Origin of the sequence: Oceanobacillus damuensis (assembly GCF_001618145.1) — a bacterium.
GTDB classification, from domain to species: domain Bacteria; phylum Bacillota; class Bacilli; order Bacillales; family Amphibacillaceae; genus Oceanobacillus; species Oceanobacillus damuensis.
In genome coordinates this window covers 1-14,529 of sequence record NZ_LQNF01000035.1, presented here as the reverse complement: position 1 = coordinate 14,529, position 14,529 = coordinate 1, and the positions used below count along the sequence as shown (strand labels likewise).

Sequence of the window (14,529 nt, the reverse complement as noted above, 5' to 3'; positions counted from 1 at the left end):
CATGAAATTTGCATGGAGAGAAAGTTTAATTTTACTTAGTGTTCTTACATTAGTATTAGGAGGCTGTTCACAAAATTTGGAAGTATCTGCGGAGGATATCATCCACAACGCTATTGAATCGGAGAAGAATGTAAACGACTATCAAGGGATCTCGGAAATAAAAATGTTTGAAGGAGAAAAGATGACGCAGCATATGATCATGGAGGAGTATGTTGCAGGGGAACAAAGAAAGATTATTACGAATGATCAATTACTGGAAGAAGTGGCAGAAATATTAAATGACGGCAAGACAATGCTCATGTATGACAAAGCAAATAATCAGGCACATGAAATGGATATGACTGGGCTTGGAGACTTTGCAGCTATAAGTCCGAAAGAGCAGTTCAAAGGCATGATGGAAATGATGAAAGACTCTCATACCTATGACGTGGCTGGCGAAGAAAAGGTACTTGATTATGACACGTACCACATTCAGGTGAAAGCGAATGAAGCGGATAATTTACTTGGCGATATGGAATTATGGGTAGATCAAAAAACGTGGTTTGTTGTAAAGCTAGTATCAGAAGCTGGAGATACTCGAACTGAATTCGCGTATACCGAATTGGATTTTTCACCAAAATTTGCTGAAGATACATTTACGCTTGATATTCCGGAAGATGTTGAAATTGCAAACTTAGAAGAGGATCTGGGTCCCGATGAAGTTACAATGGAGGAAGCAGAAGAAGCGTTAGCACAACCGTTCCTCGTATTTCCAGAGGAAGAATTCCTTCTCTCAAGTATGCAACTGTATGATTTCTCAGCTGGATTGGATCGGCATGAGTTGGAATTAATGTATAGTTCCCAAGAAGGTATTCCAATGTTTTCATTGTCTGTGTTCCCCACTCCTGATGACATGCCAGTTGAAGAAGGAGATTTGGAGATTCGAGGAAATGCTGCGGAGCATGAAGAGATGATTAATAGCGTTCTATGGGATGAGGATGGTTTGCGTTATTCGATAATACTATCAAATCCAGATGTAGAACTAGAAGAAGTTGTGAAATCGGCCGAAACGATGATTTTAAGTTCGGAAAAGTAATCAAAAGACGAGCGACGAGGTTCACTTTAGCTAAGGGTTCTTTCTTGGCAGCCAGGAAAGTATGAACCTTTCTTGTTGCATAAAGCGAACGAAGGCATGTCCCAATTTTTCTAATACTGAGAAGCAATCATACGGAGGTTGAAGCATGAAGGAGATTGGAAAACGGGTAATCAAGCAGGTGAAAAAAGGAGACAGCCGTGCGTTTAAGAAGCTTGTTCAGCATTATCATCAATCGGTCTATCAAATTTGTTATATTATCAGCGGGGACAAAAAAGATGCTGAAGATCTAGCCAAGGATATTTTCTTGCATGTTTATTACCATATTGGCGATTGTCAGGCATCCACTAAAAAGTTTTCCCTGTGGCTGTTTCAAAAAGCGGTGAACCTTGCTCAAACGCAAATCAATGAAAAAAATCATTCCGGCATGGTTCCATGTTTCGCTTCTGAAGAAAAAAATAAAAATGATATTTCCTTCTTATTGATGAACGTTTCATTAAAAGAAAGATTAGCCCTAAACCTGAAATCCAGTAATCATTTATCTGTTCAGGAAATTAGTGAAGTACTGGAGATTTCAAATTCCGATACCCTAACCTATATTTGGCGTGGGAGAGAATCGATACGTGAGATGATCAGGCAGTAGTTTGTTATATTTCTTTTAGTTGATGCACCAGTTTCGTTATTGTATGGGATTGGTGCATTCATATCAAGGGAAACAGGACTAAATTAACCAAAAAAAAGACTGACAGTATGTTTTGTCAGTCTTTTCTGCTTCTATGCATCTTCCACAAGTCTTGCTACGTCTTCCCCACATTTTTTACACTTACCTTTGAGAAGGACACCATACTCATCATTATGCAATGTATAGTCTACGATAGTTGTCTCAAGGCATTGTGAACAGAACACGTTATTAAGGAGCATTTCTTGTATATCTTTAGGTACCTTAGACCACTTTCGGGCTGCTTCGAAATCTATTACTGACATTTTATACTTCCCCTTACAGTTAAATTACTTATGAGCTTAATTATAACATCTCTCTTAGATTCTGAAAACTTAACCCTATATAGGAGTGCAGATATGAAGAGTAAAGTTGGTTTCATCATGCTTACGGTTGCTTATGAGACATTAAAGATAATTTATGTAGGGTATCTCTCTGCCTGCTAAGGAAAAAGAGTATGTTTGGAAGAATAATTTTGGTTCAGCAACAGGATAAGTGATATCCTGTTGCTGTCTTCTGCCAAACGGGGAGAACTGGTAGGGAGACCCTTACAGGTGAGAGAATGCTGTCACTACTCGGGAGTGAGAACTGGCCATTCGGGAGAGTCCTCCAGCCAAGCACTTCAATCCGGCATACGTACTTAACCATTACCGACACACTAAAAATTTATTTCCTGGCGAAAATTATTTTCAATTAGAATATTAAACAATTATCTACTCATACAGTTGAATAATCACTCGCTTTTTTATGCTTTTCCAAATGACCCAAATAATCTAATCTTCATTTTAATCATTTCTTTAACAGCCAGCCTTCCCTCCCTTATATAATAAGCTGCATTATACATTTCCTCATGTTCATTTAATAGCTGGCGAACTCTCTTTGTGAAGGCAAGATGATTATCCGCATTAACATTAATTTTTGCAGTTCCTGATAAAATCGCCTGTTTGATTTGTTCCGTATAAAGACCGGAAGCGCCGTGCAATACTAATGGAATTTGAATAGACTCGCTAATCTCCTTCATTTTCTTAAAATCGACTTTTGGTTCCCCTTTATATGGTCCGTGGGCAGATCCGAGTGCAGGAGCTAAACTATCAATATTGGTTAATGCAACCAACTGCTTACATTCATCTATGTTTGCGTAAACGGGGTCATCAGAAGTAATATCCCTTTCTTTTCCACCGATATTTCCCAACTCTGCTTCTACTGTAACCCCTAACTTATGTGCATAGTCTACGACCTCTTTCGTAGTCTTAACATTTTCATCAAACGGTAGCTTCGAGGCATCAATCATCACGGAGGAAAAGCCGGCATCAATAGCAGATCTACAGTTTTCCACACTTGATCCATGATCTAAGTGCAGAGCAACTGGGACGGTGATTTCTTTCTCTTTTATAAGAGATGCCACAAGTTCTTTTGCAACTGTAAAACCACCAAAATACTCAATCGCTTCTTCGGTGACACCTAGAATAACGGGTGAATTCAATTCTTCGGCAGCCTCTAAAACCGATTGTACCCATTCTAAGTTGTGTACATCAAAATGACCAACTGCATAATTTCCTTTTAAAGCCTTGTTTAACATATCTTTTACCGAAACGAACCCCATGTAAAATTACCTCCTAGGATATTCTCACTAAAAGAAAGCCTGGCTGTCACCACCCCTTAGCAACCAGCTTTCATTGCATTTAACAGCAAGAAATTCTTTTTGCTTCTATCTATATGTTGCTACTCCTTTTACAATCACCACTGTTTCAAAAGATATTACAATCCACTAATTTGCGATAAAATTTCTCGAATAAATGCAGGTTCGTCTTTTGGAGTTCTTGAAGTGATAATATTTTTACCCACAACAACTTCTTCATCAACGTATTCTGCACCTCCATTTATAACATCGTCCCGTATCCCTTTAAAGCAGGTCAGTGTCTTGTCACGAATAACATCAGCACTAATCATTACCTGAGGACCATGGCATATCCCTGCTATTATTTTTGATTTACTATTTAGATCCTTAACGAAATTCAACGTGTCTTCATTTATACGTAATACTTCTGGAGCTCCTCCTCCCGGTATGACTACTGCATCAAAGTCATGCTCTAAGGCTTCAGCACTTGACATCTCGCTATAATAAGAAACCGTATTATGCTTTCCTATACATAAATCATCTTCTTTATTACCGACTATGGTTACTTCGTGCCCAGCCTTCTTTATTGCCTCATAAGGATTTCTCATCTCCGAATCTTCAAAATCAGATGCTAATAAAAATGCTATTTTTGCCATTTTTACCCCTCCATATTTGTCAATGAAACTACCATAAGGCTTCTACCCAAAATAGTAGAAGCCTCTTTAAACTTATTTACTTACTTGTAGACTTGCATTAGCTAAATCAAGATAAAACTCATAAGCCTCTTTATCAGTAAACCCATCATGTACAACTTTATTTACCGCTTGAATCATAGCCTTCGGATACTCAGATTGGAAAATGTTTCTCCCCATATCTACTCCGGCAGCTCCACCTTGAATAGAGTTATACGCAAGTGTAAGTGCATCCTTTTCAGGAACCTTTTTACCACCCGCAACGACTAACGGCACTGGGCAGGCTGCTACCACTTTCTCAAAATCATCGCAGTAGTATGTTTTTACAATTTGCGCTCCAAACTCTGCCAGCATTCTTGTCGCAAGTAGAAAAAAACGATTGGTACGTTCCATCTCTTTTCCAACAGCTACAACGCCCATTGTGGGAATTGAGTATCTGGAACCTAGATTGACCGCTTTATTCAATGCTTCAATCGTTTCTTTTTGACCATCTGCACCGATAAAAGTCTGAATCGCAATTGCGCTAGCATTCATTTTGATAGCATCTTCTATGTCTACTACCATCGATTCGTGACTTAAATCATCTTGTAAAATACTTGAACCCGACGATATCCTTAATGCAATTGATTTATTATAACTTGCTGGTACACTCGTTCTAATCGCTCCCCTTGTTCCCATTAAACAATCAGCATGCTTTGCTAATCTGGGAATTAACAAATCTAGTCTTTCTAATCCTGAAGTAGGTCCCATGAAATACCCATGATCAAACGCGAGCATCACGGTTTTTCCCGTTTCCGGATTAAAAATTCTTGAAAGGCGATCCTTCATTCCCCAATCCAAGTTAGAAGCCCCTCTTACGTGGAAATCACCTGTATTCGCAAAAGCTACATCTTGAGCAAATCGCTTTGCATCTTTATTGCCTTCCATATCCGCCATAAATTGATCACTCCTCAAATAATAGATTCAAACTAAAAGTCATAATCAGCTGTATTATCTTTTGTAAAGACAATTCGTTCAGGTAAGACAATGATCCCCGAATCATCAGCTTCATAGTCGTAACCTTGGACTGTATTCGGCTCTACTGTAATTTCACCAATAGTTGGCACATCAAGTGTATCCCCAACGTTTAAAGTATTACCTTGTGCTAAATAATAGGCTATATAAACAGCCAGTGCTCCTTGCTCTTGAACATCCCAAAGTCCATGGTTTACAATTGTTCCATTTTCAATGAATCCCCTCATTGAATTTGGTGATGCAAAACCTGTAATAATAAGGTCTTCAGCAGTTAGACCTTTATTTTCTGCTGCTTGAGCCATCGCAGGAAGTGCCGTTGAGTCTGGAGCTATAACAGCATCAAGGTCTGGATAGGAATCGATTATACTTTCACCGATTTGCAGCGATTTTTGCTCATTTCCTTCACCGAATTGCTTGGTTACAATTTCCCATTTCGGGTATTTATCTTGAATGTATGTTTCCGCGTAATCAACCCAGGAATTTTGATCAGGAACTGTCGGACTTGAGTAAAACCATGCAACTTGGTTTTCCCCATCTGGTTCATCCATTTGTTCTGCAGCCATGTCTACAAGCATAGCTCCAAGTATTTCAGGTGTTCCTTGATTGATATAAAATGACCGATATTCTGGATCAACATCTGAATCCCAGGTTACTACTTTAATATCTGCATCCAGTGCTTTCTGCAATGCTTGATTCAAACCATCAGCGGACACAGATGAAATGGCAATTGCATCGGCACCGCTGCTAACTGCACTATTGATAATTTGTACCTGATTTGCTACAGTTCCTTCCGGTGCCCCATCGTATTTCACCGAAAATCCTTTTGCTTCCGCCATTTTTTGAGCACCATTATTTCCGGATTCAAAAAAGGCATTACCAGTCATTTTCGGGATGAATACTACCTCAATATCATCAGCATCTTTCCCATTACCTTCAGATGTACCTTCTTCACCTGAGCTACAAGCGACCAAGACGAAACAAAGCATTAAAAATCCAAACAGAGATAATGTCAATCTTCGTTTTTCCATTATACGTTTCCCTCCTTCATAAATTTTGGCCTTAATAATTTCTTCATGTTCTCCTTTGCGCTAGATGAAATACTTAGCAAAGCTACAGATATAATAAGAAGCAGCCCTGTTGCCAAACCAATATATTGCGTTGAAACCCCTCCCATTTGCATCCCAACTTGAAGAAATCCTACGATTATACTAGCGAGAGCTGTTCCAATAATCCCCCCCTTCCCTCCAGTGATTAAGGTACCTCCTAAAACAACTACAGTTAATATGGACATTAAATATTCAGAGCCAAAATCTGCTCTAGCACTCCCTAAATAAGAAGTTAGCATCGTGCCTGCTATCCCAGCGCTTAATCCCGATAAAACGTACGTACTGGCAATGACTTTTTTCGTATTAATACCAGCGTAATCTGATGCATGTTGGTTAATCCCGGTTAAAAATATATAGCGGCCATACTTGGTAAAATGCAAAAGAACATAGGCAATGATAAATAGAACAATAAATAATATAATTGAGCTCGGTATTCCGAAAACGGTGCCGTAAGCTAGATTACTAAAGCTTCCGGGAAATCCTGAAATCCCTTCATAGGCACTGACACCGGACACCCCTACCAAAACAATTGCTATCCCGCTATACAGCAGTAGACCACCTAAGGTAACTACCATTGCTTGCACACGTCCATAAGCAATTAAAATCCCATTAAGCAAGCCACATAATCCTGCAGCTACAATAGCGAGAATGACCGAAATCCATATATTTAATCCAATTAATTGGGAGAGAATACCGATTACCACTGACGTTAAACCGATAATAGATCCTCCAGAAATATCAATTCCACCAGTAATCATGACAAGTGTGACAAAGAAACCAATAATAGCAATACCGATAAAATCATTAAAACTATTTAACAGTATCGAGATATTCCAAAACCTTGGATTGATTAGCCCAAATATAATTATTTCTAGCATGAGAACGAAGATTAAACCGAGATTCCATTTAGGTATTTTACTTAGCATGAGCATGATTTATTGACACCTCCTCCTGAAGCACCCTTGCCCTTAATCTTTCTTTCTTCGTCTGTTTATCAGCTCTTCTGGACAGTATTGCATCCGTTACAACAATAGTTATTAATAATACCCCTGAGATTGCATCATTCCAAAAAGCAGGTATCTTCATATATATAAGCGCTGAGTTAATGGAAATCATGATCACTGCACCGATAGTTGCACCGAGAACAGTTCCAACTCCACCACTTAGTGATACACCTCCAAGAACAGCAGCAGCAATAACTGTCATCTCTATCCCTAAACCAGCAGTCGTTGAAATAAATCCAACTTGACTAGCAAATATTAATCCCGCCAACGTAACATACCGCTGTACAGGCACCCCTAACAAAATGGCTCCATCGACATTGTCACCGATAGCAGAAAAATACCTGCCTTTCCGACTTCTAGTTAAAAACAAATGAACGATAATAACACCAGCCATAACAATGATTAACAATAAATTAAAGCCTAGAACATTAAGTTGCGACAATTGTTTAAATCCTGCCGGCAAGTTTTCTACCCATTGCCCATCGGTATAAATAACTTGAATGACTCTAGTAATTTCAAGCATTCCCAATGTCATGATAAATGACGAAATTTTTAACTTGGTAACTCCCAATCCATTAATCAATCCAATAATAGCTCCGATAAGAATAGCTACTACTATAGATACAAAAATACTTCCTCCGTTTTTTAATAGGATTCCACTAACAGCTGCACTAAGTCCCAACGTGCCGCCAACTGAAATATCAATATTCCCGGTTAAAAGGACGACAGTTAGACCGACTGCCAGCACAATGTAAAGCAAGCTACTTTTCAAGGAATTCTGGATGGTGCCAATCGTTAAGAAATCGGAGTTTATCAAACCTACAATGATAAAAATTCCCACTAAAAAGAATAAGGTTCTAAACTCTCTTTTTTTCATCAGCGTCTTAAATTTCGACATATGAATCACTTCCTTCATATGTTCCAAAGGCAGCCTTCATTACATTGACAGCATTAACCGCTTCAAAGCCAAGATACGCATTACATTTCCCACGATATATACCGTAAATACGATCGCTGATTCTTTCGATCTCTTCCAAGTCAGATGAAATTAATAAAATGGAAAAACCAACTTCTTTTAATTTGTTGATAATCGAATAAATATCACTTCTTGCTGCAGCATCAATTCCCCTGGTAGGCTCATCCATAATGATTAAATGTGGATTGGTTGATAGCACCCTGGAAATGACTACTTTCTGTTGATTACCACCTGATAAAGATTTAATTTCCTGATGATGATCCGTAACCTTAATACGTAATCTATCAATATATTTATCTGTGACTTCTTTTTCAAATTTATTATCAATGAAGAATCCTTTTCGTCTCACTACTTGAGCTGTTATATTATTCCTCACAGAACTTATTGGAAAAATCCCGTGTAAAAACCGATCTTCCGGAATATAGGAGAGACCATTGGAAACGGTTTCATTAATGCCAAGCTGCGTAATATCTTTATCACCTAAAAGAATTCGACCTTTTTGACATTTCGTTATCCCATATATCGCTTCAGCAATCTCGGTTCTTCCAGCACCTACAAGCCCAGCAAGCCCCACTACTTCCCCTTGATAAACCTTAAAACTAATATCTTTAAATCCATCTCCACTTATATTTTCAACCGTTAATACAGGTGGTCTGTCCATATGACCCGTATATTTCTTCTCAAATGAATTGCTATGTTTTGATTCACTTCCTATCGGCAAAAGTCCACCAATCAACATGTCTTTCGTGAAATCTTTAATACTTCCTTTAAGCGTAACCTTGCCATCACGCAATATAACTGCATGGGTAGAGATTTCAAAAACTTCATCCAAACGATGGGTTATATAGAAAATACCTACACCGGTATCCTTTAACTTTCGAATAACTTCAAATAATGATTTCGTTTCAGAAAAAGTTAACGCAGAGGTTGGCTCATCTAAGATCAATACTTTCGCTTTTCTCAGTAGTCCTTTAATAATTTCCAATTGTTGTTGCTCCGCGATGGTTAAGCTAGACGCTAAACGAGTTAAATCGATGCCCCACCCTAGCTCCTCATATAATTTTTTCGTTTCTTCTCTTATTTCATATTTTGATTTATTAAAACCAAATGTAATATTTTGTTCCACAGTCATATTTGGAAATAACAAAGGTTCTTGTGGTACAAGATAGACTCCCTTTTCATGAGCAATGGCTGGGTTATAATTTTCAATTCTTTCCCCACCAATTTCCACCTTGCCGCTATCAGCTCGATACACTCCAGTCAGGATTTTCATTAATGTGCTTTTACCAGCACCATTCCCGCCAATAATTGAAATGACTTCATGTTCATCAAGTTTTAATGAAACCCCTTTTAATACGTTGTTTTTATGAAAGCTTTTATAGATTTCTTCTAAGTTAATCAAGTAATTTGTCTCATTCAAGTTTCTCCCCCCTTATAGTTCTTTCGTATTAATAACATTTACGTTACGTAAGCGTATTCTCTTTTTTGTAATTATATGTTTGCTTAATACATATTATTAATCATGCATAAAATTATTATCGTATTCTTTCATGCAAAGGATTTGATAAAAATCCTTAACCCCTCATTAGCACCATAATTTTATTGAAGTACCTGGTGGATAAACGAAATGAATCATTAATTTTTTGATACTAAATTCTTCTATATTTACAACATTTGTTAAACCATCAATATTTTGTTGCACATACTTAAGATTAACGCCAGCGTTTCACGTTGAAGAAGAGAGCGAGTGATGAATATGTCGCACGAGAAGGATACTGCAGTAAAAGTAGCCTGGAAGTATTATAACGAGGGACTAACTCAAACAGAAATCGCAAAAGCTCTAAATCTTTCAAGAATGAAGGTTATTAAGTACCTGGAATTTGCTAAAAAGAATCATATTATTCAATTTAAAATCGATTTAGAACAGATTTCAGATATGGATTTACAAATAAAATTAATGGAAAAATTTAATTTAGACGATATCTATATCGTTCCTTCTGCAAATGATGATAATTCCATAGATAGTATCACCATTGCAGCCGCACAATATATAGAAGATAGAATCACCAGTGATACGATGATTAACATTGGTTATGGTGAAACTGTTTCAAGGACGCTTGGCCGTTTGAATATCTCCACAAAATATAAAGTTACTTTTGTATCTCTATCAGGCGGGGTTAAATTTTATATGCCAACCGCCATCGATCAGGCATCCGACTATTATACAAATCCGAATTATAAACATTACATTTTACCATCCCCGTTAATGGTATCATCTGATTCCCTTGCTGAAAGTTTAGTTAATGAACAATCGATTACAGATATTTTAGAAATGATTCCTTATTCTAATCTCACGGTAATAGGAGTTGGAGCATTGAATGAAAAAGCAACCTTGGTAAGGGAAGGACTTATAAGTATAAGAGAAATGGAGATTTTGAAATCCCACGGTGCAGTGGGGGATTTATTAAGCCAGTTTTATGATATTCATGGGGATGTTTTAGATTTAAGTTTACACAATAGGCTTGTCAGTACAGAGGTTCAATTATTGAAGTCCTTGAATAATGTGGTTGCTGTAGCATGTGGAATTGAAAAAAAAGAAGCAATTATTGGGGCATTAAAAGGGGGGTATATAGATATTTTAATAACTGATGAAAATGTTGCTCGAAGTTTAATAGAATAAATTGATTTCACCTGGGGTTCCTACATCAATAAGATTCGTTAGAGCTTTGGGATTGGTATTCACTAATCATTGATCAAACAATGAAAGGATGGATTATTGTGCAAAAGTATTTAATGGCAATCGATGCTGGAACAGGTAGTGTACGAGTAATTTTATTTGATGTTTATGGAAATGAAATATGCGTTTCCCAATCGGAGTGGACGCATGAAGAAGATTCCAGATATCCAGGCTCCATGGATTTTGATGTCCATACGAATTTCAATATTATTTCTGAACTTATTAAAGAAACCATCACAAAGAATAATGTTGATCCTGACAACATTGTTGCAATCTCTACAACGAGTATGCGAGAAGCGATCGTACTATACGACGAAAACGGCAAAGAGCTATGGGCATGTGCGAATGTAGATTCCAGATCTGATAATGAGGTTATAAATCTCAATAAATCACATCCAAAATTAGAAAAAGAAATATATCAAGTATCAGGTCAAACCTTTTCCTTAGGTGCTATCCCTAGAATTCTCTGGGTAAAAAATAACTTACCTAATATTTATCAACATATGAAATATGTAACAATGCTTAATGATTGGATTACTTACCGATTAACAAATATTATTTCCGTCGAACCGTCAAATGGTTGCACTACAGGGCTTTTCAATATTAAAAATCGTAATTGGGACTCCACTCTGGCTAAAAAAGTATCTCTAAAAGATGACATCTATCCCATCGTCCATGAGAGTGGAACGTTCATTGGAAATGTTACAAAAGAAATAGCGGAATTAACAGGGTTAAGCACGAACACACAAGTTGTTGCTGGTGGGGGTGATGCCCAGCTTGGGTGTATCGGACTGGGGGTGATTAATGAAGGAGATGCAGCTGTTTTAGGAGGAAGCTTTTGGCAGTATGAATACACAACAACTAATATTAAGCCGGATAAGAGTTCGAGAGTAAGGGTCAATTGTCACGCAATACCAAATACGTGGCAATATGAAGCGATCGCCTTCTATCCAGGTTTAGTGATGAGATGGTTTAGGGATAGTTTCTGTGAATTAGAGAAGTATATTCAAAATCGAACGAATGAGAGTGTTTACAAACAAATGGATAAAAGAGCTGCAAAAGTACCGGTTGGCAGCTATGGAATAATAACTACTTTTTCTGATAAAATGAATTACATTTCTTGGAAACATGCTGCACCAAGCTTCATAAATTTTAAATTGGATTCCACAAAATATAATAAGGCAACTTTTTATAGAGCCATCATGGAAAATGCTGCTTTTGTTACAAAAGGAAATATTGATTTAGTAAGTGATATTACCAATACCTATCCAGATACAATTATTTTTGCAGGCGGCGCTTCGAACAGTGATTTATGGTGTCAAATCGTTTCTGATGTATTAAATAAACCTGTAAAAGTTCCAGTTGTTAAAGAATCAACTGCCTTGGGAGCGGCAATTTGCGCAGGTATTGGATCCAATATTTACGAAAGCTTTCAGGATGCCATTTCTAAAGTAATTAAAATCGAAAAAGAATACCAACCAATAAAAGAAAATCATTTAATTTATAACAAGTTATATAAAAACTGGGAAAATGTGTATCTACATCAGCTCGATTTGGCTGATAAGGGGCTTACAGAACACATGTGGAGTTCACCTGGAGTATAAACAAAACAAGGAGGAATGTTGATAATGATCATGCCAATTATTAATGAAAATGATAAAGATTATAGATTTGGAGACAGCGGACCGAAATATTTACAACGGGGACCTAGAATGAATTTCGGTATTGTCGTGCTTAAACCAGGCCAAGACTTTAATGCACATTTTCATAATATTATGGAAGAGAATTTCTATATATTAGAAGGTGAACTTGAAATTCATATCGACGAGGAAATTTTCCATTGCAAAAAAGGCGACTTTATTCATGTGGAACCAAAAAAAGTCCACTACTTAATTAACAAGGGGAATACTGACTTTAAGGCTGCGTTTATGCTTTCCCCTTATCAGGATAAGGACAAAGTTGAAGTGGATTATAAGCCATATGGTAATTAATAGAAGGATAAACTAAACAGCGAGGTGAGAGCGGATACGACTCTTGGTTTGGAGCCTGTTTTTAATTTTGGTTAACTCTACTAAAGGACTCCTCAAACTGTGAGTAAAATAAAATTATTGAATTAAATTACAGCCCCGGATAGAGGGGGCAGGTTCGTAAAACTTACCCATTTGTGACGAGGTACTTGTCGCTGTGTTCTTCCTTGACTCAATCGTACCTTGTTAATGATTTGAAAAGTTATAATAAAATCATGTATAATATAGTCAGAATTATAATAAAATAAATAATGATTGGTCTAACACTCATCATTAGCAACATACATGCCGTCTAATGCACGGCTGACCAGAGTAAAATTTTTCATGGAGATAGCATACCTTACTAGGCAGGCGGGGTGGCTATTTCTTTTTGTTTAAATAGACGATAATAGTCACAATCATTGTATGCATGCTATTAGCACTATGCTAAATTGAGCAATTAAACAAAATGCTACGTATGCCGTTATAAGATTCACCCCCTCTCTTCGGGGAGTTTAGTCGCACTTTGCTTTATGTAGTTCCTATAAAATACTTTACCAATTCATTCAAAATATTTCTATGCGAAAGAGAAGTGTTTTTGGAAAGGACGATACCTATGTCCGAAAAATCACATTCTCCTGTTTCCTCTCGTTGACCGTCAACTAAAAACATTCGTTCCCCACTACGTCGAAATCAAATTAATTTTCTGCGATCTTGTCGATGTTCAGATCGGCATATATTATTTTTCTTTACTGAATACTGGCTCTACAAGTGGATCAACAATACAACTACCACCTTTTTGTTATTTCATAAGGTAATTCTTCAAAATCTTCCCGCACAGTTATCTCTCTTTTTGCTAAATTTAGTTTTCACCTCTGGAGATTGAATTTAGCCGAATGCAAAGACGATTCTCTTCAATCGAAAAAGTAGTTGCAAGTCCCCTAAATAACAGAGAACCGAAACATTAATAAACTCACTTGATTTACCATATCCTTTTATATGCAGCTTTATTGAAGGGAAAGATACACATGAGAAAGCGACCTAATGCAATTTATATGGTTATCGCTGCTTCTGTCATCATTTTGTGTATTATAATATTCATTTTTCAATGGACTTTGTTTTCTCCAAAAAAGCAAGCACAAAATATAGTGAATGAGTTCTATAGCTATGAACAGGAGGCAGCTTTTACTTATTCCTGGGAGTTATTACATCCCTTCATGAAAGAGAGATGGAGTAAAACGGCTTATATAACAGATCGAGCACATGTTTTTATGGGACATTTTGGTACAGAAACCTTTGAATTTTCAATTGAGAATCTTGGAAAGGTAGACAATTGGAAAATGGCGGAGGATTCACCAGCTTTAAAGGATGTTTATAGATTTAATGTGGTTCAAACATATCAAGGGAAGTATGGTAAATTTCATTTTTCACAGGTTGTGTATGTTGTGGAGGCAAAAGATTCCTGGAGGATCCTGTGGGACTATAATTGAGGATAGGAAGTCTAGTAATATATTAGCTCCTTTTTGCGTGGGTTTGTCAAATAAAGTGTGTAAGTTCAAACTTACTCCAAGTATTTTAAAACCCTA

At 37.1% G+C, this 14,529-nt stretch carries 14 protein-coding genes; 6 read left to right on the top strand and 8 right to left on the bottom strand.

All coding sequences use genetic code 11. The annotated features are described in order from the left end of the window. The first annotated feature begins 1 nt into the window (after window position 1). Together A4245_RS16530 and A4245_RS16525 are read left to right on the top strand one after the other, a co-directional pair. Window positions 2-1,075, top strand: a complete 1,074-nt coding sequence (locus A4245_RS16530; RefSeq protein ID WP_067729938.1) for a LolA family protein — start codon at window positions 2-4, stop codon at window positions 1,073-1,075. Between the two features lie 145 nt (window positions 1,076-1,220). Further along, on the top strand, window positions 1,221-1,715 hold the full coding sequence (locus A4245_RS16525) for a sigma factor (RefSeq protein ID WP_067729936.1): 495 nt from the start codon (window positions 1,221-1,223) through the stop codon (window positions 1,713-1,715). Between the two features lie 131 nt (window positions 1,716-1,846). Here the strand turns inward: A4245_RS16525 and A4245_RS16520 are convergent, their stop codons facing one another. The 8 genes from A4245_RS16520 to A4245_RS16485 all read right to left on the bottom strand — a co-directional run bounded on the left by A4245_RS16520 (window position 1,847) and on the right by A4245_RS16485 (window position 9,620). Beyond that, window positions 1,847-2,056: a hypothetical protein gene (locus tag A4245_RS16520; RefSeq protein WP_067729934.1), complete on the bottom strand. Its 210-nt coding sequence runs from the start codon at window positions 2,054-2,056 to the stop codon at window positions 1,847-1,849. A 479-nt stretch (window positions 2,057-2,535) separates the two neighbouring features. Continuing rightward, window positions 2,536-3,393, bottom strand: coding sequence for a class II fructose-1,6-bisphosphate aldolase (gene fba, locus A4245_RS16515; RefSeq protein WP_067729932.1), 858 nt, complete (start codon window positions 3,391-3,393; stop codon window positions 2,536-2,538). Between the two features lie 155 nt (window positions 3,394-3,548). Then, a complete protein-coding gene (locus A4245_RS16510; protein WP_067729930.1) occupies window positions 3,549-4,064 on the bottom strand; it encodes a type 1 glutamine amidotransferase domain-containing protein in 516 nt (171 codons plus the stop codon). Window positions 4,065-4,136: 72 nt separating this feature from the next. Continuing rightward, complete coding sequence (gene lsrF / locus A4245_RS16505; RefSeq protein WP_067729928.1) at window positions 4,137-5,036, bottom strand: 3-hydroxy-5-phosphonooxypentane-2,4-dione thiolase; 900 nt, start codon at window positions 5,034-5,036, stop codon at window positions 4,137-4,139. A gap of 32 nt (window positions 5,037-5,068) precedes the next feature. Beyond that, window positions 5,069-6,142, bottom strand: a complete 1,074-nt coding sequence (gene lsrB, locus A4245_RS16500) for an autoinducer 2 ABC transporter substrate-binding protein LsrB (RefSeq protein ID WP_067729926.1) — start codon at window positions 6,140-6,142, stop codon at window positions 5,069-5,071. Continuing rightward, on the bottom strand, window positions 6,142-7,152 hold the full coding sequence (locus A4245_RS16495) for an ABC transporter permease (protein ID WP_157087752.1): 1,011 nt from the start codon (window positions 7,150-7,152) through the stop codon (window positions 6,142-6,144). Before A4245_RS16495 ends, lsrB begins: the two co-directional genes overlap by 1 nt. Then, window positions 7,136-8,122, bottom strand: a complete 987-nt coding sequence (locus A4245_RS16490; RefSeq protein ID WP_067729924.1) for an ABC transporter permease — start codon at window positions 8,120-8,122, stop codon at window positions 7,136-7,138. Before A4245_RS16490 ends, A4245_RS16495 begins: the two co-directional genes overlap by 17 nt. Then, a complete protein-coding gene (locus A4245_RS16485; protein WP_067729922.1) occupies window positions 8,109-9,620 on the bottom strand; it encodes a sugar ABC transporter ATP-binding protein in 1,512 nt (503 codons plus the stop codon). Before A4245_RS16485 ends, A4245_RS16490 begins: the two co-directional genes overlap by 14 nt. Before the next feature lie 330 nt (window positions 9,621-9,950). Between A4245_RS16485 and A4245_RS16480 the strand changes: the two genes are divergently transcribed. The 4 genes from A4245_RS16480 to A4245_RS16465 all read left to right on the top strand — a co-directional run bounded on the left by A4245_RS16480 (window position 9,951) and on the right by A4245_RS16465 (window position 14,433). After that, on the top strand, window positions 9,951-10,880 hold the full coding sequence (locus A4245_RS16480; RefSeq protein WP_067729920.1) for a sugar-binding transcriptional regulator: 930 nt from the start codon (window positions 9,951-9,953) through the stop codon (window positions 10,878-10,880). Between the two features lie 80 nt (window positions 10,881-10,960). Next, window positions 10,961-12,541 (top strand): autoinducer-2 kinase, encoded by a 1,581-nt coding sequence (gene lsrK, locus A4245_RS16475; RefSeq protein WP_199860705.1) that lies wholly within the window; start codon window positions 10,961-10,963, stop codon window positions 12,539-12,541. Window positions 12,542-12,565: 24 nt separating this feature from the next. Beyond that, complete coding sequence (locus A4245_RS16470; protein WP_199860704.1) at window positions 12,566-12,928, top strand: cupin domain-containing protein; 363 nt, start codon at window positions 12,566-12,568, stop codon at window positions 12,926-12,928. 1,043 nt (window positions 12,929-13,971) lie between these two features. After that, a complete protein-coding gene (locus A4245_RS16465) occupies window positions 13,972-14,433 on the top strand; it encodes a hypothetical protein (protein WP_067729918.1) in 462 nt (153 codons plus the stop codon). Window positions 14,434-14,529: the final 96 nt, after the last annotated feature.